This is a genomic window from Ferruginibacter paludis (assembly GCF_030409685.1).
In the GTDB taxonomy this organism is placed as follows: domain Bacteria; phylum Bacteroidota; class Bacteroidia; order Chitinophagales; family Chitinophagaceae; genus Ferruginibacter; species Ferruginibacter paludis.
In genome coordinates this window covers 41,483-65,598 of record NZ_JAUFQJ010000003.1, presented here as the reverse complement: position 1 = coordinate 65,598, position 24,116 = coordinate 41,483, and the positions used below count along the sequence as shown (strand labels likewise).

Below are 24,116 nucleotides of genomic sequence, written 5' to 3'. Positions count from 1 at the left end.
TTGAAATATATTTAGTACTCCGGAAATCAAACTCCGGAGTTTTTTTATTTAATCAACGCAAGCCGGGCAGTTTTAATCGGCTTACCTGTATTCATTTTGCTTACATTGCAGGCTCATCAAATTATCTTTCGCACCAGCGATATAAGCCCCCAATTTTTACATGCAGTATTTATCATTTGATTTTGAAATAAAGAACTCCGGCGAATCCGAACAATTGGTTGCCTTATTGAGTGACCTGGGATTTGAAGGTTTTGAAGAGACCGACACTTATTTACATGCTTTTATTCAGCAGGAGAAATTCAGCGACACGGATTTCGCAGGTGTTATCCAATTGTTTGAGACGGTTGCGTACACCGCTGCAACCATCGAAAACACTAACTGGAACCAGCAATGGGAAGAAAGCTTTGAACCTGTTGTGGTAAATGATTTCGTTGCCATACGGGCGCATTTTCATCAATCCATTAAACAGGTAAAGTATGAAATTATTATCACGCCTAAAATGAGTTTTGGCACAGGCCACCATGCCACTACCCATTTGGTTATTGAACGAATGTCATCAATTGATTTTGAAGGCAAACAGGTATTAGACTTTGGTACCGGAACAGGAATTTTAGCTATCCTGGCGGAGAAGCTTGGGGCTGCTGCCGTGCTCGCAGTTGACAATGATGAATGGAGTATCAACAATGCCACGGAAAATATCATACAAAATAGTTGTACCAACGTTGTGATTGAGCAACATAATAGCATTCCGGTCGTTAGAAAATACGACGTTATTTTAGCCAATATTAATCTCAATGTAATTACAGCTAATCTTGACGCCATTAAATTGGTTGCATCGCCTGGGTGTCAGATTATTTTTAGTGGTTTTTTAAAATCAGATGAGCGTACAATGAAGGAAAATGTTGCCGCTCGTGGGCTTCAGTATGTTTCCACCCATCAAAATGGCAACTGGATTACCATGGAAGTTATAAAATAACGTTATGGTTTAATGTGATGATTAAAAATGACTGCTGAAAAGGATTATTCAATATATTTGTAAACTCAACTCACTAAAGAAACGATGAAAGAATTATTATTATTAATCATTGCTTACTTTATTGGTTCTATACCAACCGCTTTAATTGTTAGCAAAAGCTTTTTTGGCGTGGATATACGCGATTATGGAAGCGGAAACATGGGCGCTACCAATACTTTCAGGGTATTGGGTTCGCAGTATGGAACGATTGTAATGATCATAGATATAATCAAGGGTGTAACGGCTGTTTGCCTTTTCTACTTTTTACCTTCTTATTTACATGACGAATGGGCGAGAACCAATTTGATGGTTGGACTGGGACTATCTTCAGTATTGGGACATGTATTTCCCATTTTTGCTCAATTCAGAGGCGGTAAAGGTGTAGCAACCTTATTCGGAATGATGCTGGCAATACAACCTGTTATTGCAGCCAGCTGTGTAGGTGTGTTTTTGCTGGTGTTATTTTTTACCAGATACGTCTCCCTTAGTTCTATATTAGCGGGTCTTTTTTTACCCATATGCGTTTTGTGGATTTGGAATGATGATGTGACTATATACAGAATATTCGCCGTACTGGTAGCCGCTATGATCATTCTTACCCACCAGAAAAACATAGTGAAAATCCTTCGTGGTAACGAAAGCCGTATTCCCATCTTAAAGTACCGGGACAGACGTCGTGCCCGGCGAAAATGAAGCCTTTCCAAATCTTCGCCATATTGATAAATAATGTTTGCAAACTGCTGCAGGCTAAATTGGTACACCAATTGTTTTGTGTAGGATAAAAATATATCACAATGAAAAAATTAATTTTTCTATTGGTTGCTACTTCTGTTTTTGCAGCATGCAGCCGGAATGCAGTGACAGGGCGCAGGCAACTAAGTTTATTGCCGGAAAGCCAGTTGCAGGAAATGGCCTTAACAGAATATAAAACCTTCCTTTCCCAAAACAAGGTGGTAAGTACAGGTGCTAGTAAAGATGCAGAGATGGTCCGCAGAGTAGGGTCAAGAATTGCCTCAGCAATTACAGAATATTACACCAAACAAGGTAAGGGAGACGTATTATCGGGCTACAACTGGGAATTTAACCTGGTAGACAACAAAGAAGTAAATGCCTGGTGTATGCCGGGGGGGAAAGTGGTAGTATATACCGGCCTGTTGCCGGTTACCCAAAATGAAGCAGCATTGGCTATTGTGTTAGGGCATGAAATTACCCATGCTGTGGCCAGGCATGGAAACGAGCGGATGAGCCAGGAAATGCTTACGCAGGGACTTGGTTCGCTTGTAAACGTTGCTACCGCTAATAATCCCAAAGTAAATAGCATCTTTAATACAGTATATGGACCGGGAAGTCAACTAGGTTATGCGCTTCCCAATTCCCGGAGCCAGGAGTATGAGGCCGATCATTTTGGATTAATATTCGCTGCTATGGCAGGTTATAATCCCAGGGAAGCGGTTACTTTTTGGGAAAGAATGGCTGCAGCCAGCGGAGGGCAGAAGCCACCTGAATTACTAAGTACGCATCCGGCAGATGCCAACAGAATTGAGAAAATAAAGGGATTCATGAATGAGGCATTGAGTTACTACAAGCCTGTAAAATAAAATTGAATTTAGTTGTGAATAAAAGACCTTCCTTCAGGAGGGTCTTTTTATTTGCCGTTCCAAAAAAAGCGGTAACTTTGCGCATTCCAATTACATTTTTGTCGCAGTATTATCCATTTCTTTTTAAAAACTCCTTACTATACCTATTAGTGTATGTACAGGTAATCTATTTTTACCACCTATTTAAATCATTTTAATTATGGAAGTATTAGTACCGTCACAAACAATTTTAGAAAAACTTCAGTTAAAGGATGAAAGAAATCTGTTGATACAAGGTCTGCCGTCCACCATTGAAAAACAGTTTATCAAATTATCATTTGCCAAGAATATTACCCCGCTTTTAAAAATTAAAAAGATTGATTTCGCATTAATTTTCGCCATCAGTAAGCAGCAGCTAAGAGATATTTTAAAAGACGTGTTGCCAGCATTAAATGAAGACGCGAAACTTTGGATTGCTTATCCCAAGCAGACATCGAAAATTGTAAGCGATTTATCCAGAGACTGCAACTGGGAATGCGTAGCCCAGTTAGGATATGAAGGTGTCAGGATGATTTCGCTGGATCATGTATGGTGCGCCATGCGTTTTAAGAAGGCTGAAAAGGTGAAACATATTTTTGAAGATTCAGTTCAACTGGACTATGTTGATACCCACGCAAGAGTAATAACTACACCGCCGGAGCTGGAAGAATTATTTACTGAAAATGCCACGGCCAGGCAATTTTTTGACAGCCTTTCTTTTACCAATAAAAAGGAATATGTTGTTTGGATAACCGGATCCAAAAAAGAGGATACGAGAACAGCCAGGTTAAAATCTACCATAGAAAAATTAAACAACGGCAGAAAAAATCCCTCTGAAAAATAGCTATTCAGTGCCTGTTACCAAAAGGTGATTGATGCGTTTTGCAAGCCAGCTGTCTTTAACGGGAACCATCCAGTTTTGGAGTAATTCCTGTTTTGAGGTAACTGTATTATTGAAATAAATAGTAGACCCATCAATAAAATTGTTTTCAACAGCATAATTCAACTGCGATAACGGCAGCAGTTGTACTTTATCTTTTATTATAAAAGCAAGCGATTGCCGGTCGAATAAATCTACTTTAAACAACTTTTCAATTTCTTTTATTACATGCACCGAACTGTCGGTACTGCAGCCACTAACACCGGCTGCAGATTCGTCCGCCATCAGCACAATAAACTGTCCAAAAAATAAGTTGCCATATCCTTTTACGGTTGCCCCGTGACTTTTCCAACTGCTTACAAATTGTTCCAGAATCTCTTCTATCTGCAATGCCTCGCTTAAAAAAAACAAGCGGCTGCACTGGTAAATCCACACCCTGGAGGAGGGTAAAAAATCGGCTGGTATCTGTTCTTTAAAATTGATATTCATACTACAAAATTATTATAAACTTGCGGCAATAAGCTCAGCAATATCCAGCACCTGGATATCTTCTTCCTTATTACTGTTTTTTACGCCATCTGTCATCATGGTATTGCAAAAAGGGCATGCCGCGGCAATAATGGTTGCACCTGTTTCCAGTGCATCTTTTGTTCTTTCCTGGTTAATGCGGATGTCTCCCTTTTCCTCTTCCTTAAACATCTGGGCGCCACCAGCACCACAGCACAAACCATTGCTGCGACAGCGTTTCATCTCTACCAGTTCTGCATCGAGCGCCTCCAGTACCTTCCGCGGCGCCTCATAAATATTATTCGCCCGTCCAAGATAACAGCTGTCGTGATAGGTGATTTTTTTTCCTTTAAAGCTGCCGTTTTCCCGCAGTTTTATTTTCCCCTCGTCAATTAATTGTTGTAAAAAACTGGTGTGATGTACCACTTCGTAATTGCCGCCTAATTCGGGGTATTCATTTTTTAAAGTATTAAAACAATGCGGGCAGGCAGTCACGATTTTTTTAACATTGTAGCCGTTCAAAACCTGTATGTTCTGGTAAGCCATCATTTGAAACATAAATTCATTACCGGCCCTTCTTGCCGGATCTCCCGTACACATTTCTTCTTTGCCCAATATGGCGTAGCTGATTTTCAACCGGTCCAGAATGGTAACAAAGGCTTTGGTAATTTTTTGCGCCCGCTGGTCAAAGCTGCCTGCACAGCCAACCCAAAATAATACTTCCGGACTTTCGCCTTTTGCCGTCATGGCCGCCATTGTTGGTACCTGCATACATTTTGAGTTGAGTATAGCAAATGTATTAAATGTTCATTGTTTTATAAGGGTGTTTATTTTGCAGGGAAGTGGTTAATTTTGACTGACAACTTATCTAGTGAAAAACATTTTACACCGCATTACAAACTGGGAAGCATGGCCATTTGGAATATTATACGCACCATTGTCTGTATTCTGGCTGTGGTATATCATCAGGTCACGTGCAGTATGGTTTTTTACTTCCAGTAATCCTAAAATTACTTTTGGTGGATTGGAAGGAGAGCCCAAAAAAGAGATGTATGATTTGTTGCCTAAAGAACTTTACCCACCTACATTTTTTGTTTCAGCAAACGAAGCCATTTCATCTGTTGAACAGCAATTAACAACCCACAATATCAACTTTCCTTTTATAGTAAAGCCGGAAGTGGGCGAACAGGGCGTTCTTTTAAGGAAAATCAATAACCAAAATGAATTAATACATTATCACACTTTAATGCCATGGGACTATATTGTACAGCAACTGGTGCAATATCCCATGGAAGTGAGTGTATTTTACATCCGCCATCCCAAAGAGAGCAGGGGAGTAGTTACTGGTTTTTTACATAAAATTCCGCTGCAGGTAACGGGCAACGGAACTGATACATTGCAGCGCCTTGTGATGCAGCATCCCAAGGGTAATAAACAGCTTGCTTTGCTGGAGGCGAAGCACCAGAAAAACTGGCTGCAGGTTATACCAGAAGGGGAAAGATACCTGCTCAGTTATGCTGCTAACCATAACCGTGGCGCCCGTTTTGTGGATTTAAAGCATGCTATAGATGACCAGCTCACCGCTTTGTTTGATGGTATCAGCAGTACAGGGAATGAGTTTTATTATGGCAGGTACGATATTATGTGCAGCAATGTGGAAGACCTGAAGGCAGGTAAAAATTTTACTATTTTGGAATACAATGGCTGCGGTGCAGAACCCAATCATTTTTATGATACTGGGTATACTTTATTAGGTGCTTATAAAGAAATATTAAAGCATTGGAAAGCACTGTACCAGATCAGTAAATATAACAGGCAACAAGGCGCTTTACCCTGGTCGTTTAGCAGGGGCAGAAAGTTTTTAGCGGCATCAAGAAAAGTGGGTGCAGAAAGAAAAGCCCTGGATTTAAAAATAGGATAGAGAGCATAGCAGATGTCTGATTTTTTGATGACTGAATTTTTTCGATTGTTGCCTATCCCAACATGGTTGTACGCTTTTTAGAAGGGATTTTTTGAAGACATTAAAATGGCTGACCATGAGTTTGCTTAATCAGCCAGCCTGTTAAAAACGGCAGCCTTTTCATTATGCTGATAAAAAGATTGGTGATCCATGTTTTGCCAAAAACCTCCTGTATCAGCCTTCCGGCAAACACCCTTTTACCAAATAAATGTTGCCAGTTACGGGCATAAACGTCTTCCATTTGTGGTCTGGTGGTAGTATGTTCCAAAAAATCAGTAATGGCTTCCGCTGCAATTTTACTGCTGTGCAAAGCCATGCTCATGCCGTTTCCGCACAGGGGTGTGATTATTCCGGCGGCATCACCACATAACAATACATGGTTTTGTACCTGCGATTTTTTTGCAAAAGATATTTGGGAAATGGTGACGGGTGTAGAAAACAGCATGGTGGCTGTTTCAAAAATGTTTTTTAAATGTTTATTTTTATACAACACATTTTTTTCCAGCTCCCTGATGGAATTATCATTGTTTCTTAAATTGGCAGCATTGGTTAAATAACAAAGACAGTAAGTATCATCCTCTACCTTCGAGATGCCGCAGTAGCCGTCCTTAAAATTGTGCAGCGCAATCGTGTCAGCCGGAAACTCTGTTTTGATATGGTATTTTACGCCGACATAATTACTGAGCTTATTATTTTTTTTCAGGATAAAACTTCGTTTCCATTTTACATCCAGGTTGCTCCTTTTACCAAAGCTTCCTGCACAAATGGTGCTGGTAAAGTTTCCCTTTGCAGTATGCAGTTCAAATTGCCCGTTTGTAAAAATTACATCTTCTACTTTGCAGTGCTCATGCACGCATACTCCGGCAGCTTCAGCAATTTTCTTTAATTCAAAGTCAATGGTGTAACGGCTGATGCCAAAACCGCCCAATGGCAATTGATATTGCAATGCATTTCCGTTAGGAGAACTTACAATTAACTTTTTTATAATAGGCAATTGCATTGCTGATAACGGTACTCCTAATCGTTCAATAAAATCCCAGCTTTCAAGACTGATGTACTCGCCACAAACTTTGTGAAAAGGATATTCTTCTTTTTCAAAAAGCGCCACTGAATATTTTTTGGCCGCCAGTTGAATGGAAAGTGCCAGCCCTGCAAGCCCGCCCCCGATAATAGTTACATCGTATTGTGTCGTTTCAGTCATTGATGCAAACAATTAAATGCCGGAAAGCCCACTTCCAGCTGATAGAATAATTTTTTATGGCCGCACCTGTAAATATACTATTCCATTCACATAATTTAAAACCCCGGGCAACAGAAAGGGGCGCATCATTTTTTACAAGGTAAGAGGAAGAAAAAATTCGCGTAATCAGCCGGATAGAATAATACGCCAGCCAATGCCTGTGAAGATCGTTGATAAAAAAGCCGGTACGACTTTGCCTGCGCATCCACTGCATCATTTTAAGCAATTGCTCGTTTGTAAAGTGGTGACAAAAGAGTGAAGAAAATATAATATCCGGCTTCATGTCGTCAAACCAAACATCCCGGTAATCTTTTACCATCCACTGACAAGGCAAATCGGGATATTGTTGTTTTGCAAAGTCAATACATTCCTGCTTGATATCAATCCCGATAAAATTTACAGCAATACCTTTTTTTGTGCACCATTTGTTTATAGCCTGTAAATTATCGCCACCGCCACAACCCATTTCGCAGATGGTGATAAGTTGATTTGTTTTGCAATGCTGCAGTAATTGTTGCATACCTTTTATGGTAATACCATGACCGCCCAGCCAGGTGTTGATTAGGTTCAGCTCCCGCATATTTTGTTCTATGTCGGCAAAAGCAATATTGTCTTTGTCCAGAATTTCTTTGTCAGCGGATCTGTTGGCAAGGTTAATCATAGGTCGCAATAAATGTTTCCATTGTTAAGCCCGGGCCAAAGGCCGCTCCAAAAACAGCGGCATCTTTAATATCCGTGCCTTCTTTTAATTCACGTAAAATTTTCTCTAAAACAAACAAAACTGTCGGACTACTCATGTTGCCATATTCCCTTAACACGTCGTAGCTAAACTGCAGCTGCGCTGCTTTTAACCCCGTGCTCTGTTGAATGGCCTCCAGTATTTTTTTTCCGCCGGGATGTATACACCAATGACTTATACTTCCCTTGTCCATCCCTGCATTCAGGAGGGCCTTGTTTAATAAACTGTCAAAATCTTCCTTTACAAGATCAGGCACATATCCTGTTAAAGTCATCAAAAAGCCGCGGGATGATAATTGCCAGCTCATATCTTTTTTGCCTTTAAAGGCAACATCAGAGAAAAAGTTTTTCAACGTCATGCCTCTGGCGCTTGCAGTGTTATTCTGCATTAAAACTGCGGCGCAACCATCGGCAAACAGCAGGGTTGAGGTAATATTATCAATTGAATTTTCTTTTTGAAAATGCAGTGTACAAAGCTCAGTACATACAATAATTATATTTGCCTTTTCGTCGCCATTGCAAAGTGCATCAGCAATTTTCAATGCATGTATGGCGGCATAGCAGCCCATAAAATTTACCGATGTGCGGAAAATATTGGGAGATAAACCTAGTGTTTCCATAATGTCAAGATCCATTCCCGGCGCACTCATACCTGTACAACTAACCGTTATCAGGTGCGTAATTTCGGCTGGCTCAATTTTGTCTGCAATACAATCCAGGATGGTTTCTACAGAAAGTTTAGCAGCGTTACAGGCAAACCACTGCATTCTTTTTTCAAGGTCAGGAAAAGGTTCCAGGCTCTTTGATTTGGAATAGAATTGGCGGTCTTCCGCATTGCTGCTATAATCGGGCAGTACACTAAACCTGGTGTCTATCCCGCTATGACGATATAAAAATTTTAATTTCCTGCTGTCGGTTTCACTTTCACTATAAATAGTATCAGCAAACTCAAAAATAGCATCCTGCTGGTGTTTGTATTGTGGTACACCTGTGGCTATCGAAATAATTTTGCTCAAAGTTTTTCAATTAAAAATAAAGTAATAAAGGCCGCATTGGTGCAAACAGATGCCAGCAGCGTCATGCGCATGGTGTTAACAAAATTTGCAGCTGTATGTTTAAGGGTTACCTGCCTGAACCACCAGAAAAAATATACGAGCACAGGGATAAAAAAGATTTGAATGATAAAAAAACTGTTTTTCTGAAGTGTGGATAACAATTGATATGCCAGTGTTGAAACAGCAACGAAGTACACAATGGCGGTAAAAATAAAAGTGCCTTTGTACCCGAGTAGTAAACTCAGTGTATTTACTCCATCGGCTTTATCCTGCTGGTGCTGGTAAATTTGCGTAAGGGGATAAAAGCCGCCAATCAGCAGGGAAGCCGCAATCATGCCAAACAATGGTACAGCAAGTGTTTTATCGTTGCTGCCGCCATGCATCACCAAAAAAAAAGTGACCGCCCCCTGGAAAAAAATAACGGTTACATAGCCTGCGATTGGATATTTTTTTAAACGAATGCCGCGGTAACTGTAAGCCCTTGAAGCGAGAATGTAAGCCAGTATACCAATCACAAAATAAATGCTGATGAAACAACTCAATGCGATTGCAATAGCATCCAGCAAAACTGTCACGTAAAATAACTGCGGTGTAGGTTGCATGGGGTTTTTTATCCCCCCAACGCTTTCAGTATCCCTGTCCATATAACTATTATAGCCATTACTGGCGGGATATACCAGCAAATGCAAAATGACAAAAATCAATATAGCCCGGCCAGTATTGATTTGCGGTGTTTGGCTCAAAGCAAACCAATACACCGGCATCAGGAAAAACGAAAAATGAAACCGCAGTAGTTGTATAGTGGATGATTTTATCAAGAGCATAATTTATGCTGTAATTTAATGCACTTAAGCCAGCAGGTCAAAAAACCTCCTGAGGCAGACAGCATTAGCACAGCAAAATATTCAACCACTTATCTTTGCGTTATGCCAAATATTATAAAGGTTTTTCTTTGGGGACTTGTCATCAGTTTTTTAGGATCGCTTCCATTGGGCACGCTGAATGTAGCCGCTATGCAAATTGGTATACAGGAAAGTATCCGGGAAGCCATCTGGTTTTCTTTTGGTTCATTGCTGGTAGAAATGATTTATGTGCGTATTTCGCTGGTTGGTATTGATTGGGTGCGCAAGCAGGCCACACTAATGAAATGGATGGAATGGGTTACCCTTGCAATAATTGTGGCGCTGGCAATCGGTAGTTTTGTTGCTGCTGCCAAAGGTGGTGGTAATACAAAAAATATCATGCTCAATAATCATCTGCACCGTTTTTTGTTGGGTATGCTGATGTGTGCTATTAATCCTGTCCAGATACCATTCTGGTTTGGCTGGAGTACGGTGTTATTTACAAAAAATATCCTGCAGCCTGTACAAAGTCAGTACAATGTCTACATCATTGGCATCGGCATTGGAACGTTGATGGGTAACTGCGTTTTTATTTTTGGTGGTAAATGGATGGTGCAAAGAATTGCCAATAGTCAGCAATATTTAAACTGGGTAATCGGTGGCATATTCGCTTTAACAGCGGTGATACAACTGGTAAAAATGTTGCTGCATAAAGATGGGGTGTCTAAATTTCATGGGGAGAAGCAGGGACATGGAATTGGATAATTGATTAATGGATAATTAAATGCAGTCCGACCAACCACCGCACACAACTCACAACTCGCTATTCACCATTGACAACTCACCACTCACGCCTCATCTGAAAATAACCGTTCCCAACTGTTTGGTCAATTCAATTTCCATGTGTTTCAGGTGCTGGTGAATCTGTAGAAATACCAGCTGTTCTTCCATTGTTTGCTCTTTCTCCATGTCCCGCTGGTTTTCGTCCATCATGCGTTTTATCTTCCGCAATTTTAAATAATTCAGTGTGCTGAATACTTCTTCCTTATATAAATCTTCTCTTGTAGCTATCTTCCCTTCAAACACATTTTTCCAGTTATGGCTTATCTCAAAATTATAGTCCATTACACTTACCACCAGGGCGCTCAGCGCAAAATCTTCATGGTATAAAAATGTTTTCGCATTCGGCTCCAGCCCGTTATCGTACCAGGTTTTATAGGTCTTTATCAGGTCAATCAGGCTTTTATTGTCAATCATTTCTTCCAGCTGGTTGTGCTCAATTTCTGCAAACATATGGTCTGCAACACGCTGTTCACCATCCCATTCTTTTAAACCGAATTCAAGCAAACTCCTTACCATGGCCCGTTCCTGCTGTTCATCCCTGTTTAATAATCCAACAGCGTCATCTTCAATTTCAAAAGGAGCGGCAGGCGCAGCAAAATTGTCATTGGCTTCTTTGCGGTTCGTTTTATTTTCTTCACTGGTAATTTTTTCCCGTATAAATTTATTCACCAGCGCATGCAAACCACCTTCTTCGATCTTTAATAATTCAGCGCTTTGTTTAATATAATCCTGCTGACGGGTAAAGTCTTCCGCCTTGTTTATTTTAGAAATCGTTTCTGCTACCTGGTTTACCACCGCCGATTTTTTTGCTGAATCATTGCCGGCATCTTTTAAAGAAACTTCCAGCTGGAACAGGATAAAATCTTTTTTATTGGCAGCAATAAATTCCTTAAATGCGGCAGCGCCCACTTTATTTACATAACTGTCCGGATCTTCTTTATCCGGTATCAATACCAGTTTTACGTTCAGGCTTTCTTCCAGCGCAAGATCCATCCCCCGCAGCGCCGCTTTAATACCGGCACTATCACCATCATAAATAATCGTGAGGTTGTTGGTGTATTTTTTTACCAGCCGCAACTGGTCGGGTGTAAGCGACGTACCGCCGCTGGCCACTACGTTTTCAATACCAGCCTGGTGCAGACTCACCACATCGGTATAGCCTTCCACCAGCAAACATTCATCTGCTTTATCAATAGCCATGCGGGCAAAATAACTGCCGTATAAAATTTTACTTTTTACATAAATTTCATTTTCCGGTGTATTGATGTATTTCGGCGCCTTATCATTTGTTTTTAAAATTCTTGCCCCAAAACCAACCACCTTACCGCTTTGGTTATGTATTGGAAAAATAATTCTACCGCGGTAATTATCCACCGGCCGCTCATCCCTGATGGCCACCAACCCGCTTTTTTGCAGCAGCTCCACATTGTATTGCGCCTGAATGGCTGCTTTTGCAAAACTATCCCTGGCCTCCGGGTTAAAGCCCAGCTGAAATTTTTTAATGATCTCTTCGCGGAAACCACGTTGTTTTAAATAGCTCAGGCCTATATCCTGGCCTTCCTCGGTATTTAATAAATGATTGGTAAAAAATTGCTGCGCAAAATTGTTGATGATAAATAAACTCTCCGCACTCTGTTGTTGTAATTTTTGTTCCGGCGAAACCTCTGTCTCTTCAATTTCCACATTGTACCGTTGTGCCAGCCAGCGAAGCGCTTCTACATAGGTGTACTTTTCATGCTCCATTAAAAAGCCAATGCTGTTGCCACTGCGGCCGCAACCAAAACACTTGTAAATTTCCTTTGCCGGCGATACCGTAAAAGATGGTGATTTTTCGTTGTGAAAAGGGCACAGGCCCAGATAGTTGGTGCCCCTTTTTTTTAGTTTTACAAAAGTGCCCACTATCTCAATAATATCAATCCTGCTGAGAATTTGCTGTATGGTATTAGGAGAAATCAAAAGTTAGGTGTTGTTTTATTTAGGCAAATGTAATAACAATGTCTTTATGATGAATAGAGCATTACTCCAGGCGCTGATTCTTTTGAGCGCCCGGGCGGGCTGTCCGCTCTACTCCGCAGCGCCATAGTGACCAAGTGCCAATAACCGGCGTGTTTACGGCGCTTTGCGGGGTGCCGCTGCCATCCCTGGCGCAGCTGAATCGAAGTGTAAGCTGTTTCAGCCTGTGTCTTTATAGGACCGATAAACGCGATGTTTTCCGTGCAGCGGCAGTTTTGGCAATAATTTGTAAAAGAGCCCCAATTATGGCATGGTTTATGAAATTTCCATGATCTTTTTATCCTAATTAACAACAAACTAATACCTTTAACGCCTAAAATAAAATTTGAAATGAAGAAACTTTCCTTTTTCGCAGCCGCAGTACTGTTGGTTAACATTGCATTTGCACAAAGCATTGATGATGTTAAAAAATATGTTTTGCTGCGTCAGACAAAACAAGCAAAAGAAGCTGTAGATAAATATCTTGCGGTAGAAAAAAATGCTCAAAAGCCGGATGGCTGGTATTATAAAGGCTTTGCGTATGATTTAACATCGAAAGATTCAGCAATGAGCATTACGGATGCAGGTGCCATGAAAACCGAAGCATTTAATGCAATCCAAAAATATTTTCAGCTCGATCCAAAAGCACCCCTTTCCAAAGACGAAAACAATTCAGTTCTGTTCGATTTGTATGCCGGTTTTTCGTCTGACCTGGGCGTAAAAGCTTACACGCAGAAAAATTATGATGTAGCTTTTGAAAATTTTAAAAAGGCCATCGAAGTACATGATTTTATTTATTCAAAAGGGCTGGAAGGTGCCAATAAATATAAATTCAATGGTATCGATACCATGTTAACTTTGTATACAGCAATAGCTGCAAACGATGCTAAGAAAAAAGATGATGCGGCTATTTTTTATAAAAAACTGGTAGATGCCAATATTGCTGATACCCAATACGTAGATGCTTACCAATACCTGGCAGATTATTACAAAAATAAAAAGGACCAGGCAGCCTTTACAGATATAATAGAGAAAGGTAAAAAGTCATATCCTAAAAACGCGGATTACTGGACGGCACTTGAAATTGAACAGGCTACCGATGGTGTAGAAAAGCCACAGATTTTCGATAAATATGATGCCTTAATGGCAAAGTATCCTGATAATTACGTGCTTCCTTTCAACTATAGTGTCGAATTGTACAGGTATATTTATTCAGACGAAATGAAAACAGCCAATACAACTCCTTTTAAAGAGAAATTACCAGAAGTTTTGAAGAAAGCCATTGCTGTCAAATCAACACAGGAGGCTAATTTTTTAATGGCTAATTTCTTATACAATAATTCTATTGATCTGTCAGAAGATGCAAGAAAAATAAAAGGACCAAAGCCGGCCGATCTTAAAACAAAAAAAGATATGGAAGCCAATGCTACAAAGCAAATGAATGATGCCATACCTTATGCCGAAAAAGTGGTGAGCCTGTATGCGGAAAATCCTAAACCAAAGGCCGGCGAAAAAGTAAATTACAAACAGGCACTTTCAATTCTGAAGAACATCTATGATGTAAAAAAAGATGCTGTTAAATCTGCAGCATACGATAAAAAAATAAAAGAAGCGCAATAATAGTTTGTTGAATTAATTTGTAAGAGCAGCATACTAAAATATGCTGCTCTTTTTTTAACTTGTAGCAATGAACATTGCATCACCTGTTATACAGCTAATTGAATGCCCCAGGGACGCCATGCAGGGCTGGCCCCACTTTATACCTACTCACAAAAAAATACAGTACCTCAACGCCTTACTAAGAGTAGGTTTTAATACCATTGATTTTGGCAGCTTTGTTTCTCATAAGGCCATTCCGCAAATGGCCGATACAGAACAGGTAATCCGCGGGCTTAACTCAGATGGATCAAAAACAAAACTGCTCGCCATTGTGGCAAATACCCGCGGCGCCCAGGATGCAATGGTACACAATGCAATCACTTACCTGGGATTTCCTTTTTCCATATCACCTACTTTTCAATTGCGCAATACCAACAGCAGTATGGAGCAATCACTGCAGACTGTGGAAGAGATTCAAAATCTCTGTATAAAAAATCAAAAAAAACTGGTCATTTATATTTCCATGGGTTTTGGTAATTTATATGGCGATCCCTATAATGAAAGCATAGTTATGCAGTGGTTGGAAACCATGACAGCAATGGATATAAGCATTATATCAATTGCCGACACTATTGGCATTGCCACGCCACAACAAGTAGGGTCCATTTTAAAAACAGTGATACCTGCGTATCCGGACACAACCATCGGCGTTCACCTGCATTCTACAACACACAATTGGAAAGCTAAACTGGATGCGGCCTTGCAGGCTGGCTGCCGTCGTTTTGACGGTGCATTAAAAGGCATCGGCGGGTGCCCGATGGCTGGAGATGAACTCGTTGGTAATATGGACACTGCGTTAATGATCCCCTGTTTCAATCAATTGAATTTGCTCAATAATTTAAATGAACAGGCTTTATCAGAATGCATTGATATTGCCAATGAAATATTTGTGTAATACCGTACCAACTTAATACACTTCCAATATCCGTATTTTATCAGTTTTAAATTATCCGTTCAAATGCTGCCCAATCAGTGTCATCAGCGTTCCATCCAATAGTGTTCTATCCATAAAAAACAATCCAGTAATTTTGCTTAATGAATTTTCACCTGGCCTTTTCACCCAAACCATTCGCAACCACTATTAGTCACCAGCAAAAATTGTTGCTGATTGGATCCTGCTTTACAGAAAATATGGGCGCTAAATTAAAGCAGCACAAATTTGATGTGCTTGAAAATCCCAATGGAATTTTATTCAATCCCATCAGTATTACCAAATCCATCAACTCTTACATTCATAACAAACAATACGCAGCAGCAGATTTATTTTACCAGAACGAATGCTGGAACAGCTGGGAGCACCACAGCCGTTTTTCGCATCCTGACTTGGAACAATGTTTACAAGGTATAAATCAGTCGCAACAAAAAGCACATACATTTTTAAAAAATGCAGACTGGTTATTGTTAACCCTGGGCTCTGCATTTGCCTATACGCTGGCAACGGGCAGTAGTGCAGGGTTGCAGGGAGAAGTGGTAGCCAACTGCCACAAAGTGCCGACAGATAAATTCAATAAAAAATTACTGAGCGTAGAAGAAATCACAACGGCGTTGCAGCAAATGATTACAGATATTAAAATCATTAATCCAACAATAAAAATAATTTTTACCATCAGCCCGGTGCGGCATTTAAGGGATGGGTTTGTAGAAAACAACCGCAGCAAAGCCACGCTGATACAGGCAGTACATACATTGATTGAAAACGACCAGAACCGGTTTTATTTTCCTGCCTATGAGCTGGTGATTGACGATTTAAGAGATTACCGTTTTTATGCAGAAGACATGGTGCATCCAAATTATGCGGCGACAAATTATGTATGGGAAAAGTTTGTGGATGTATGTATTGATGAAACAACAAAAAAACTGATGGCCGAAATCAATAGTATCAATGCCGCCAAAAGTCACAAACCATTTAACCCAACATCGCAGCAGCACAAAAAATTCTTACAAACAAACCTGGAAAAAGTAAACCAGCTAAACAGTCAATATCCCTACATCAATTTTGAAGCGGAGCGAAGCTATTTTGCAAATATAGAAACGCAGATGTAGCGGATGAAAACGGATAATGGGAATAGTAGATCTAAAATCACAAAACAAGAAATTAAATTGACCATCGGAGCCTTTCCTGCTAGCTGCGGCATTAAGCAAATAAACTCCGAAGTGTGCACTCCAAAAAAGTCCCCCCTTGGGGATTTAGGGGGCCACTCACTAATGTATCCGATCCCCCCTTACTTCCATCTCATCCATCACGGCCTTCTCATGCACCAGCCATTCTTTCCAGCGCTTGCGAACTTTATCTTTTTTGCAATAGGTTTCAGCGAGTTCAATAAACAAAGTATAATGCCCGGCTTCGCTTTCCATAAAGCGGCGGTAAAATCTTCTCATGTAGGCATCATTCAACCCTTCACTTAATCTTTTAAAACGTTCGCAACTGCGGGCTTCTATCAATGCCATGGTTAGTAAATGGTCCAGCATCCGGTCATCGGGGCTACCACCTTTCTGCTGAAACTCAATTAATTTATTTACATACACATCTTTTCTTTGCTTGCCCAGTTGTAATTTTCTTTTATGCAGTTCAGCAAGCACCAGGCGAAAATGGCCCCATTCTTCTGTAACAATCGGGCTTAAACTGGTAACTAATTTTTCCTTATCACTATAACGTTGAATGAGTGTAATGCAAGTGGTAGCCGCCTTTTGCTCGCAATAAGCATGGTCAGTCAGTATTTCTTCCAGTTGCATTTCAGCGAGGTTGATCCAGCGGGGGTCGGTAGGTAATTGTAAGCCGAGAATATTTTTAACATCAATACTGTCTGTCTGCATCATACAAAAATAAATAATTGAAATTAGTTTGTTAAAGATGGATTTACTTATTTTACGCATACAAATTTTTTTATGAAACTCTTGCCATGCATTCTTTCCGCAGCTGTAACAACCGGTTTGATAATTACCCTTAATTCAAAACTGTTATTACCTGCACCACTTGGCAAATTGCTGAGTCCGCAACACGGTGTTTGGCAGAATGCCGAAAATGCTGATGCGACCTTTAATGAAACGTTTAATTTTCCTCAGTTGAAAGCTAAAGTCAATGTGTACCTCGATGACAGACTGGTGCCGCATGTTTTTGCCGAACAGGAAAACGACGCCTATTTTGTACAGGGTTACCTGCATGCTAAATTCAGGCTATGGCAAATGGAATTGCAAACCCATGCCGCTGCCGGACGGGCAAGTGAAATTATTGGTGAAAAAGCGCTTACGCATGACCGTGAGTTCAGGCGGTTAGGTATGGTGTATGCCGCGGAAATTTCATTGAAAGAAATGGAAGCAGACCCAACAACCAAGGCTTCCTGCGACGCTTACACGGCGGGTGTAAACGCCTATATCAGCAATCTTACAGAAGCAAAATTGCCCATCGAATATAAATTAATAGGCTATCAGCCAGAGCCCTGGACCAATTTAAAAACGGCTTTATTTTTAAAATACATGTCGTACGATTTGGCGGCGCATGATGATGATATTGAAATGACGAATGCGAAAACTTATTTCAGCCCCGCAGATTTTGATTTGTTATATCCCTCCAAACAAGATTCCCTGGATCCCATTATTCCCAAAGGAACAATATATGCAGCACCCAAAGTATTGGTGAAAGCGCCTGCCACAGCAGATTCTGTTTACTTCGCCAATAAAGATTTGCTGGTAATGCAGGAAGAAAAGCCCGATCCGGAAAATGGCAGCAACAACTGGGTGGCTGCAGGCGGCAAAACAAAAAGCGGTGCGCCCATTTTATGCAACGATCCGCACCTGGGTTTAAACCTGCCATCGCTTTGGTTCGAGATGCAGCTAAGCACTCCCAACTTTAACGTGTATGGCGCTACCTTTCCCGGCGCACCCAGTGTAATCATCGGCTTTAATGATAACGTAGCCTGGGGCGTTACCAATGGTGGCCGCGATGTAAGGGACTACTATGAAATAAAATTTAAAGACGAAAGCCGCAATGAATACTGGTTTGACAGTGCCTGGAAGAAAACGGAGTTCCGTATAGAAACTATTAAAATAAAAGACCAGCCGGATTATATTGATAAAGTTGCCTACACGGTTTTTGGCCCGGTGATGTACGATAAAACTTTCAGCGGCAGCAGAATTACGGGCAATAAATATTATGCCGTTAGATGGAAAGCGCACGATCCCAGTAAAGAACTGCTGGCCTTCAATATGCTAAACCATGCAAAAAATTATGCAGATTATTTAGCGGCTGTCACCAACATGCATACACCCGGGCAAAACTTCGCCTTTGCAGCCAAAAATGGAGATATTGCCATGCGCACGCAAGGCGAGTGGCCTGCGAAATGGAAAGGGCAGGGCGATTTTATTATGCCCGGTACCGACAGCAGCTACATGTGGCAGGGCATGATACCCCAGGATGAAAACCCGTTTCAGTACAACCCCGAAAGAGGCTTTGTTAGCAGTGCCAATCAAAAGCCGGCCGACTCCACGTATCCATATTACCTTGGCCGTGATTATCCGCCTTACCGTGGTTTGATCATCAACAGGAAATTGACTGCCATGAGCGCCATCACGCCGCAGGATATGATGGCCATGCAAACCAGCAACTACGATGTATTCGCCGAAATGGCACGGCCCTTATTTTTAAAAAATATTGATGAAGGTAAGCTGGATGAAAATGGCAAAAAATACCTGGGCATGTTAAAAAAATGGGACCTCAACAACGACATTAATGCAACGGGCCCAACCATTTTTTCAGTTCTCTGGACTTGTTTTGATAGTGTTGTGTTGAAGGATGAATTTAAAAAAGCTCCCCAGGTAATCTCACATCCTTTTGAGAGCAGTTTGCTGGACGGCATATTAAGAGACAGCAGCTATAAATTTTTAGATAATATAGAAACACCCGTAAAGGAAACACTTGCAGATGATGTGACTGCCGCCTTTAAAGCCGCAACACAGCAGTTAAAAATTGAAGAAGGCAAATTCCGTTTAACATGGGCGGCATTTAAGGCAACAAGGATAAACCATTTGGCAAAACTGGAACCTTTCAGCAGGTTGAACTTGCCGGTTGGTGGCGGTTCACATTGTATCAACGCCACCAAGTCAGATCATGGTCCCAGCTGGAGGATGATTGTAAGCCTTACAGAAAAAACAGAAGCCTGGGGCGTTTATCCCGGCGGACAAAGTGGCAACCCCGGTAGTAAATTCTACGATAATTTTGTTGACCAGTGGGTAACGGGAAAATACTACCCGCTGTGGATGATGAAAGCTGGTGAAGAAAAAGACGGCAGGATAAAATGGAAAATGAGTTTCAGCAATTAGTAACGTTGCAATATTTTTTTGCAACAACCATCCTTAATTTTCAAACAGATTATATGAAATTTATCGTCTCTTTAGTATTGATTGCCTTGTTAAGTGTGGCGGCCTGCCTGTACCTGCCCTGGTGGAGCATTGCATTTGTTGCATTCGTTGTATCAGCCTTAATACCACAGCACCCGGGTAAATCTTTTTTAACAGGGTTCATTTCCATCCTGTTGTTATGGGGTTCTTTATCCTGGTATATCAGCAGTAACAACAATCATTTGCTGGCCCATAAAGTAAGCATGCTGATGTTTAAAACAGATAGTCCCTTTATGCTCATTGGCATCACCGCCCTTATAGGCGCACTGGTAGCAGGTTTTGCCGCTTTATCCGGCAGTTATTTAAGACGCAGTTGATTTGTTTTTGTCCGGGCTAAGCAGCCATGTGGTAAATTCTTGCATCGCCCTCTTGTACTTTTGCAGCTGAGTGGAACGCTTTCGGATTGAAAACTTTTTAGAATTAATTGTTAATGGTAACTTCTTAAGCCAGCATAAAAACTGGATAGTTACCGGCATCTCCCAAATTTTTGCTCCCATTTACAGCTTCATAACATAATCACTGTTAAATTCGCAGCTATTTATATTTAACCATGAGGAAATTTTTTTTGCTTCTTGCCATATTGATTGCCATTAAAACATCAGCACAAAAAATATACGGCACTGTCTTCAACGCAAAGGGCGACCTGCTGCCTTATTCTTCCATCACTATCAAGGGTACTACCACCGGTGCCAGCGCCAATAACAGGGCCCGTTTTGCGTTTAATGTAACCCCCGGAAATTATATCATCGTTTGCCAGCACATCGGTTATACCACGCAGGAAAAAGCAATCACTATCAATACACACGATGAAGAAGTGGTTTTTATTTTGGCTGAGCAAAAACTGGTGATGAAAGAAGTAGTGGTAAAAAGCAACGGGGAAGATCCGGCCTACCAGATCATCCGCGAAGCCATTAAAAAAAGACCCGGTTATTTTAAACAGGTAAATGCATTTACCTGCGATCTGTATGCCAAGGATATGATTAAACTGCGGCACCTGCCAACAAAAATTTTCGGCAGAAAAATTCCGGATGCAGACCGCCAGGAAATGATGCTGGATACATTGGGCGTAGGCATTATTTATTTATCGGAGTCGGTGGCCAAAGTGGCTATTCAGCAACCCGATAAATTTAAAATGCAGGTTGTCAGCAGCCGCGTAAGTGGCAGCAGTGGCTTTGGTTTCAGCTTTCCAACGTTCATCAGTTTATATCAAAATACCGTAACCATTTTCGCTGAACAACTTAACCCAAGGGGCTTTATTTCGCCCCTTGCCGATAAGGCCATCAGTTTTTATAAATTTAAATTTTTGGGTAGCTTTTGGGAAAACGGCAAAGAAATCAACAGCATCCGCGTAATACCCCGCAGGGATTATGAGCCGCTTTTTTCTGGTATCATTAATATCACCGAAAACGATTGGCGCATTCATAGTTTTGATTTAAAGCTTACCAAAAAATCGCAACTCGAAATTATTGACACATTGCAGATAACACAATTTCATGTGCCCGTAAATGACGAAGTGTGGCGGGTAAAAAACCAGTTGCTGCATTTTAATTTTAACAAACTTGGGATTGATGCAATTGGGAATTTTGTAAATGTCTACACAGATTATAACGTAGCTGCAAAATTCGCTAAAAATTATTTTGACCGGGTAATTATTAAATATGATACCAATGTAAATAAAAAGCCCGCCGCCTACTGGGACAGCATCCGCCCTGTGCCGCTTGAAAAGGAAGAAGTAAAAGATTACCTGGTAAAAGACAGTTTATTTGAGCGGCAAAAAGATTCTGCTATCAGCAAAACAGCGATTGATTCTTTAAAGAAAAAGCAGGGGAAGGTTAAAGTACTGGACGTTTTCTGGAGCGGCATCAGTCGTACGCATTACAGCAAATTGCACACTTACAACTGGGGCGTAAATTCTTTGCTGAAAAACCTTGAATACAATACAGCAGAAGGTTTGGTGTTGAATGTTGGCGGCTATTATGAGAAGAATCTGCCGGCTGCCAGGCGGCTGACTGTAATGCCCAATATCCGCTATGGTTTTAGCAATGCCCATTTAAATGCATGGACAGATATTACACTTCGTTCAAGAGACCTTGAATTGGATAAAAAAATAAAGCGGGAAGAATGGGCTTTTTCAGCGGGTAAAAGAGTAAGCCAGTTTAATAAAGAAAGTCCGATTACGCCATTGGTAAACAGCATCAGTACATTGCTGTATGGCGATAACTTTATGAAGACTTACGAAAATTATTTCGTAGCCACCGGCTTTACCAAACGATACGAAAGTGGTTTACGTTTTAGCATAAAGGCTTTGTACGAAGACCGGATACCTTTAAACAACACTACTAAATTCACGGTGTTTAAAAGTGACAGCGTTGATATAACTCCCAATTATCCGTATGAAAAAATAGCCACCCAGTTTAACCGTTACCAGGCGGTAATAGTAAGTACCGACATTAGTTATAAGCCCGGTCAGCAGTACGTACAATTTCCTTATCGCAAAGTAGCAATCGGATCAAAGTATCCTACTTTCACCCTGAACTATACCAGGGGTTTGAATGGTATTTTTGGGAGTGATGTAAATTTCGATAAATGGAAATTCAATGTTGCCAACGATAATAATTTTAAGCTTTGGGGGCTGCTGAAATACAATGTCGGTGTCGGCGGTTTTTTGAATAACAAAACAGTTTACATACAGGATTACCAGCATTTTAACGGTAACAGAAGTACGCTGGCCGCGGAGTACTTAAATAGCTTTCAGTTGTCTTCTTATTATGCCAACAGCACAACTGCTAAGTTTTATGGAATGGCACATATCGAACATCATTTCAATGGATTGCTCACCAATAAAATTCCTGGGTTTAACCAGTTAAACTGGAACCTGGTAGCAGGTACCAACACGTTTTACATAAACCAGCTCAGCAATCACGTTGAGTTATTTATCGGGCTTGAGAATATCCTGAAAATATTCCGGGTAGATTTTATTACGGCCTTTGAAAATGGTGGTAGAAGACGCACAAGCGCTATCAGCATCGGTTTTGGCGGTTTGCTGGGTGGTACTATCAATAAAGTTGTGAATACAGACAAGACGAACGGGTTTTAAAATCTTTGTACCGGAGATTACAAATAGCCTTATTTAATTTATCTTTGCGCCGCAATTTGGTTTGCCCTGCAAGCATCCAATCTTTCAAAGATTTCCCGAAACAACCGGGATCAAATTAAATCATATGGCCGTATTACACAACCGGGTTTCCCAGGAGGAGCTCAAAAAACTACTGTACCAGGAAACTACTCCCCGTACAACCATTTCCTTCTATCAATATTTCACAGTCGATGATCCGCAACAATTCAGGGACGAATTGTACATCCACCTCAATGCATTAAAAGTATTTGGCCGCATTTATATCGCCAAAGAAGGCATCAATGCGCAAGTAAGTGTGCCATCCGATAATGTGGAAGCGTTCAGAAACTATCTTTATTCCATTGCACCACTGAATGGCCTGCGTTTGAATATCGCGGTGGATGATGACGGGAAATCTTTTTGGGTTTTGAAGATTAAAGTGCGCCAAAAAATTGTAGCAGATGGTATTACCGATCCGGCGTTTAGTATGGAAAATAAAGGCCGCTATGTGAATGCCATACAGATGAATGAATTGCTGCAGGATGAAGATACGGTGGTGATAGATATGCGCAACCATTATGAATATGAAGTGGGACATTTTGAAAAAGCCATCGAAATACCCAGCGATACCTTTCGTGAACAGTTACCGATGGCAGTAAACATGATGCAGGATAAAAAAGAAAAAAACATCATCATGTATTGCACCGGCGGCATCCGTTGCGAAAAGGCCAGTGCTTATATGTTGCACAACGGTTTCAACAATGTATTTCACCTTGAAGGCGGCATTATCAATTATGCAAAACAGGCAAAGGAAAATAATTTAGACAGCAAATTCATAGGTAAAAACTTTGTGTTTGACGACAGGCTTGGGGAGCGGATTACCAACGATATTATTGCCCGCTGTCACCAATGCGGCGAACCTGCAGATACCCATACCAATTGTAAAAATGAAGCCTGCCATTTGCTCTTTATACAATGTGCGGCCTGCGCAGAAAAATATGATGGTTGCTGCAGCGAAGCTTGCCAGACGGTGTATAACCTGCCAATAGAAGTACAAAAAGAAATGCGCAAAGGCATCAAAAAGGGAACAATGATATTCAATAAAAGTAAGCAGCGCTTAAGGCCGAGGCTGAATGAAAGAAATGCTAAGGGATAAAAGAACATAACTCAGTGCTTAATACAATCTTCAATGTATCGCATCCAATGATGATTAAATGGATGAACTTCAGGCAGAAAATAAAATACTCCCTGGACTTTAGC

At 40.8% G+C, this 24,116-nt stretch carries 21 protein-coding genes; 13 read left to right on the top strand and 8 right to left on the bottom strand.

All coding sequences use genetic code 11. The features are described from left to right. Nucleotides 1–160: 160 nt before the first annotated feature. The 4 genes from prmA to QWZ08_RS04610 all read left to right on the top strand — a co-directional run bounded on the left by prmA (nt 161) and on the right by QWZ08_RS04610 (nt 3,475). Nucleotides 161–976 carry a 50S ribosomal protein L11 methyltransferase gene (gene prmA / locus QWZ08_RS04625; RefSeq protein ID WP_290336067.1) on the top strand — a complete coding sequence of 272 codons (816 nt, stop codon included), beginning with the start codon at nt 161–163 and terminating at the stop codon, nt 974–976. A gap of 84 nt (nt 977–1,060) precedes the next feature. Further along, nucleotides 1,061–1,708 carry a glycerol-3-phosphate 1-O-acyltransferase PlsY gene (plsY, locus tag QWZ08_RS04620; protein WP_290336066.1) on the top strand — a complete coding sequence of 216 codons (648 nt, stop codon included), beginning with the start codon at nt 1,061–1,063 and terminating at the stop codon, nt 1,706–1,708. 101 nt (nt 1,709–1,809) lie between these two features. Then, entirely contained in the window at nt 1,810–2,613 is an 804-nt protein-coding gene (locus QWZ08_RS04615; protein WP_290336065.1) for a M48 family metallopeptidase, read from the top strand. Nucleotides 2,614–2,812: 199 nt separating this feature from the next. Beyond that, complete coding sequence (locus QWZ08_RS04610) at nt 2,813–3,475, top strand: YdeI/OmpD-associated family protein (protein WP_290336064.1); 663 nt, start codon at nt 2,813–2,815, stop codon at nt 3,473–3,475. On the opposite strand, the gene QWZ08_RS04605 is transcribed toward QWZ08_RS04610, so the two are convergent. Further along, on the bottom strand, nt 3,476–4,000 hold the full coding sequence (locus tag QWZ08_RS04605) for a hypothetical protein (RefSeq protein ID WP_290336063.1): 525 nt from the start codon (nt 3,998–4,000) through the stop codon (nt 3,476–3,478). A gap of 12 nt (nt 4,001–4,012) precedes the next feature. After that, the gene (locus tag QWZ08_RS04600) at nt 4,013–4,789 is read right to left on the bottom strand and encodes a (Fe-S)-binding protein (RefSeq protein ID WP_290336062.1); all 777 of its coding nucleotides are present in this window, start codon (nt 4,787–4,789) and stop codon (nt 4,013–4,015) included. Between the two features lie 100 nt (nt 4,790–4,889). Here QWZ08_RS04600 and QWZ08_RS04595 point away from each other — a divergent pair, with 100 nt between their 5' ends. Beyond that, the gene (locus QWZ08_RS04595; protein WP_290336061.1) at nt 4,890–5,939 is read left to right on the top strand and encodes an ATP-grasp domain-containing protein; all 1,050 of its coding nucleotides are present in this window, start codon (nt 4,890–4,892) and stop codon (nt 5,937–5,939) included. Nucleotides 5,940–6,039: 100 nt separating this feature from the next. Here the strand turns inward: QWZ08_RS04595 and QWZ08_RS04590 are convergent, their stop codons facing one another. From QWZ08_RS04590 to QWZ08_RS04575, 4 genes are read right to left on the bottom strand one after another with little or no spacing between them, the layout of a single operon-like run. Beyond that, nucleotides 6,040–7,179: an NAD(P)/FAD-dependent oxidoreductase gene (locus QWZ08_RS04590; protein ID WP_290336059.1), complete on the bottom strand. Its 1,140-nt coding sequence runs from the start codon at nt 7,177–7,179 to the stop codon at nt 6,040–6,042. Next, nucleotides 7,172–7,879 carry a methyltransferase domain-containing protein gene (locus tag QWZ08_RS04585; RefSeq protein ID WP_290336058.1) on the bottom strand — a complete coding sequence of 236 codons (708 nt, stop codon included), beginning with the start codon at nt 7,877–7,879 and terminating at the stop codon, nt 7,172–7,174. Before QWZ08_RS04585 ends, QWZ08_RS04590 begins: the two co-directional genes overlap by 8 nt. Then, complete coding sequence (locus QWZ08_RS04580) at nt 7,872–8,972, bottom strand: type III polyketide synthase (RefSeq protein WP_290336057.1); 1,101 nt, start codon at nt 8,970–8,972, stop codon at nt 7,872–7,874. Before QWZ08_RS04580 ends, QWZ08_RS04585 begins: the two co-directional genes overlap by 8 nt. Next, entirely contained in the window at nt 8,969–9,835 is an 867-nt protein-coding gene (locus tag QWZ08_RS04575) for a UbiA family prenyltransferase (RefSeq protein WP_290336056.1), read from the bottom strand. Before QWZ08_RS04575 ends, QWZ08_RS04580 begins: the two co-directional genes overlap by 4 nt. Before the next feature lie 102 nt (nt 9,836–9,937). On the opposite strand from QWZ08_RS04575, the gene QWZ08_RS04570 reads away from it, so the two are divergent. After that, entirely contained in the window at nt 9,938–10,618 is a 681-nt protein-coding gene (locus QWZ08_RS04570; RefSeq protein WP_290336055.1) for a LysE family translocator, read from the top strand. 90 nt (nt 10,619–10,708) lie between these two features. Here the strand turns inward: QWZ08_RS04570 and dnaG are convergent, their stop codons facing one another. Further along, entirely contained in the window at nt 10,709–12,652 is a 1,944-nt protein-coding gene (gene dnaG / locus QWZ08_RS04565; RefSeq protein WP_290336054.1) for a DNA primase, read from the bottom strand. A gap of 387 nt (nt 12,653–13,039) precedes the next feature. Here dnaG and QWZ08_RS04560 point away from each other — a divergent pair, with 387 nt between their 5' ends. The 3 genes from QWZ08_RS04560 (at nt 13,040) to QWZ08_RS04550 (ending at nt 16,390) form a co-directional block, all read left to right on the top strand. Further along, on the top strand, nt 13,040–14,308 hold the full coding sequence (locus tag QWZ08_RS04560) for a hypothetical protein (RefSeq protein WP_290336053.1): 1,269 nt from the start codon (nt 13,040–13,042) through the stop codon (nt 14,306–14,308). A gap of 67 nt (nt 14,309–14,375) precedes the next feature. Beyond that, nucleotides 14,376–15,242 (top strand): hydroxymethylglutaryl-CoA lyase-like TIM-barrel protein, encoded by an 867-nt coding sequence (locus QWZ08_RS04555; RefSeq protein ID WP_290336052.1) that lies wholly within the window; start codon nt 14,376–14,378, stop codon nt 15,240–15,242. A 140-nt stretch (nt 15,243–15,382) separates the two neighbouring features. Next, nucleotides 15,383–16,390: a GSCFA domain-containing protein gene (locus QWZ08_RS04550; RefSeq protein ID WP_290336051.1), complete on the top strand. Its 1,008-nt coding sequence runs from the start codon at nt 15,383–15,385 to the stop codon at nt 16,388–16,390. 159 nt (nt 16,391–16,549) lie between these two features. Here QWZ08_RS04550 and QWZ08_RS04545 read toward each other — a convergent pair whose 3' ends face one another. Next, a complete protein-coding gene (locus QWZ08_RS04545) occupies nt 16,550–17,221 on the bottom strand; it encodes a MiaE family protein (RefSeq protein WP_290336050.1) in 672 nt (223 codons plus the stop codon). A gap of 12 nt (nt 17,222–17,233) precedes the next feature. Between QWZ08_RS04545 and QWZ08_RS04540 the strand changes: the two genes are divergently transcribed. The 4 genes from QWZ08_RS04540 to trhO all read left to right on the top strand — a co-directional run bounded on the left by QWZ08_RS04540 (nt 17,234) and on the right by trhO (nt 24,012). Then, nucleotides 17,234–19,663 (top strand): penicillin acylase family protein, encoded by a 2,430-nt coding sequence (locus tag QWZ08_RS04540; RefSeq protein ID WP_290336049.1) that lies wholly within the window; start codon nt 17,234–17,236, stop codon nt 19,661–19,663. Nucleotides 19,664–19,716: 53 nt separating this feature from the next. After that, nucleotides 19,717–20,058: a hypothetical protein gene (locus QWZ08_RS04535; RefSeq protein ID WP_290336048.1), complete on the top strand. Its 342-nt coding sequence runs from the start codon at nt 19,717–19,719 to the stop codon at nt 20,056–20,058. A 233-nt stretch (nt 20,059–20,291) separates the two neighbouring features. Then, on the top strand, nt 20,292–22,838 hold the full coding sequence (locus QWZ08_RS04530) for a DUF5686 and carboxypeptidase regulatory-like domain-containing protein (protein ID WP_290336047.1): 2,547 nt from the start codon (nt 20,292–20,294) through the stop codon (nt 22,836–22,838). Nucleotides 22,839–22,962: 124 nt separating this feature from the next. Continuing rightward, on the top strand, nt 22,963–24,012 hold the full coding sequence (gene trhO / locus QWZ08_RS04525; protein ID WP_290336046.1) for an oxygen-dependent tRNA uridine(34) hydroxylase TrhO: 1,050 nt from the start codon (nt 22,963–22,965) through the stop codon (nt 24,010–24,012). Nucleotides 24,013–24,116: the final 104 nt, after the last annotated feature.

What these genes read in the sequence shown, in the direction of transcription:
- prmA (WP_290336067.1), top strand. Translation starts at nt 161, where the DNA reads ATGCAGTATTTATCATTTGATTTTGAAATAAAGAACTCCGGCGAATCC.
- plsY (WP_290336066.1), top strand. Translation starts at nt 1,061, where the DNA reads ATGAAAGAATTATTATTATTAATCATTGCTTACTTTATTGGTTCTATA.
- QWZ08_RS04615 (WP_290336065.1), top strand. Translation starts at nt 1,810, where the DNA reads ATGAAAAAATTAATTTTTCTATTGGTTGCTACTTCTGTTTTTGCAGCA.
- QWZ08_RS04610 (WP_290336064.1), top strand. Translation starts at nt 2,813, where the DNA reads ATGGAAGTATTAGTACCGTCACAAACAATTTTAGAAAAACTTCAGTTA.
- QWZ08_RS04605 (WP_290336063.1), bottom strand. Translation starts at nt 4,000, where the DNA reads ATGAATATCAATTTTAAAGAACAGATACCAGCCGATTTTTTACCCTCC.
- QWZ08_RS04600 (WP_290336062.1), bottom strand. Translation starts at nt 4,789, where the DNA reads ATGCAGGTACCAACAATGGCGGCCATGACGGCAAAAGGCGAAAGTCCG.
- QWZ08_RS04590 (WP_290336059.1), bottom strand. Translation starts at nt 7,179, where the DNA reads ATGACTGAAACGACACAATACGATGTAACTATTATCGGGGGCGGGCTT.
- QWZ08_RS04585 (WP_290336058.1), bottom strand. Translation starts at nt 7,879, where the DNA reads ATGATTAACCTTGCCAACAGATCCGCTGACAAAGAAATTCTGGACAAA.
- QWZ08_RS04575 (WP_290336056.1), bottom strand. Translation starts at nt 9,835, where the DNA reads ATGCTCTTGATAAAATCATCCACTATACAACTACTGCGGTTTCATTTT.
- QWZ08_RS04570 (WP_290336055.1), top strand. Translation starts at nt 9,938, where the DNA reads ATGCCAAATATTATAAAGGTTTTTCTTTGGGGACTTGTCATCAGTTTT.
- QWZ08_RS04560 (WP_290336053.1), top strand. Translation starts at nt 13,040, where the DNA reads ATGAAGAAACTTTCCTTTTTCGCAGCCGCAGTACTGTTGGTTAACATT.
- QWZ08_RS04555 (WP_290336052.1), top strand. Translation starts at nt 14,376, where the DNA reads ATGAACATTGCATCACCTGTTATACAGCTAATTGAATGCCCCAGGGAC.
- QWZ08_RS04550 (WP_290336051.1), top strand. Translation starts at nt 15,383, where the DNA reads ATGAATTTTCACCTGGCCTTTTCACCCAAACCATTCGCAACCACTATT.
- QWZ08_RS04545 (WP_290336050.1), bottom strand. Translation starts at nt 17,221, where the DNA reads ATGCGTAAAATAAGTAAATCCATCTTTAACAAACTAATTTCAATTATT.
- QWZ08_RS04540 (WP_290336049.1), top strand. Translation starts at nt 17,234, where the DNA reads ATGAAACTCTTGCCATGCATTCTTTCCGCAGCTGTAACAACCGGTTTG.
- QWZ08_RS04535 (WP_290336048.1), top strand. Translation starts at nt 19,717, where the DNA reads ATGAAATTTATCGTCTCTTTAGTATTGATTGCCTTGTTAAGTGTGGCG.
- QWZ08_RS04530 (WP_290336047.1), top strand. Translation starts at nt 20,292, where the DNA reads ATGAGGAAATTTTTTTTGCTTCTTGCCATATTGATTGCCATTAAAACA.
- trhO (WP_290336046.1), top strand. Translation starts at nt 22,963, where the DNA reads ATGGCCGTATTACACAACCGGGTTTCCCAGGAGGAGCTCAAAAAACTA.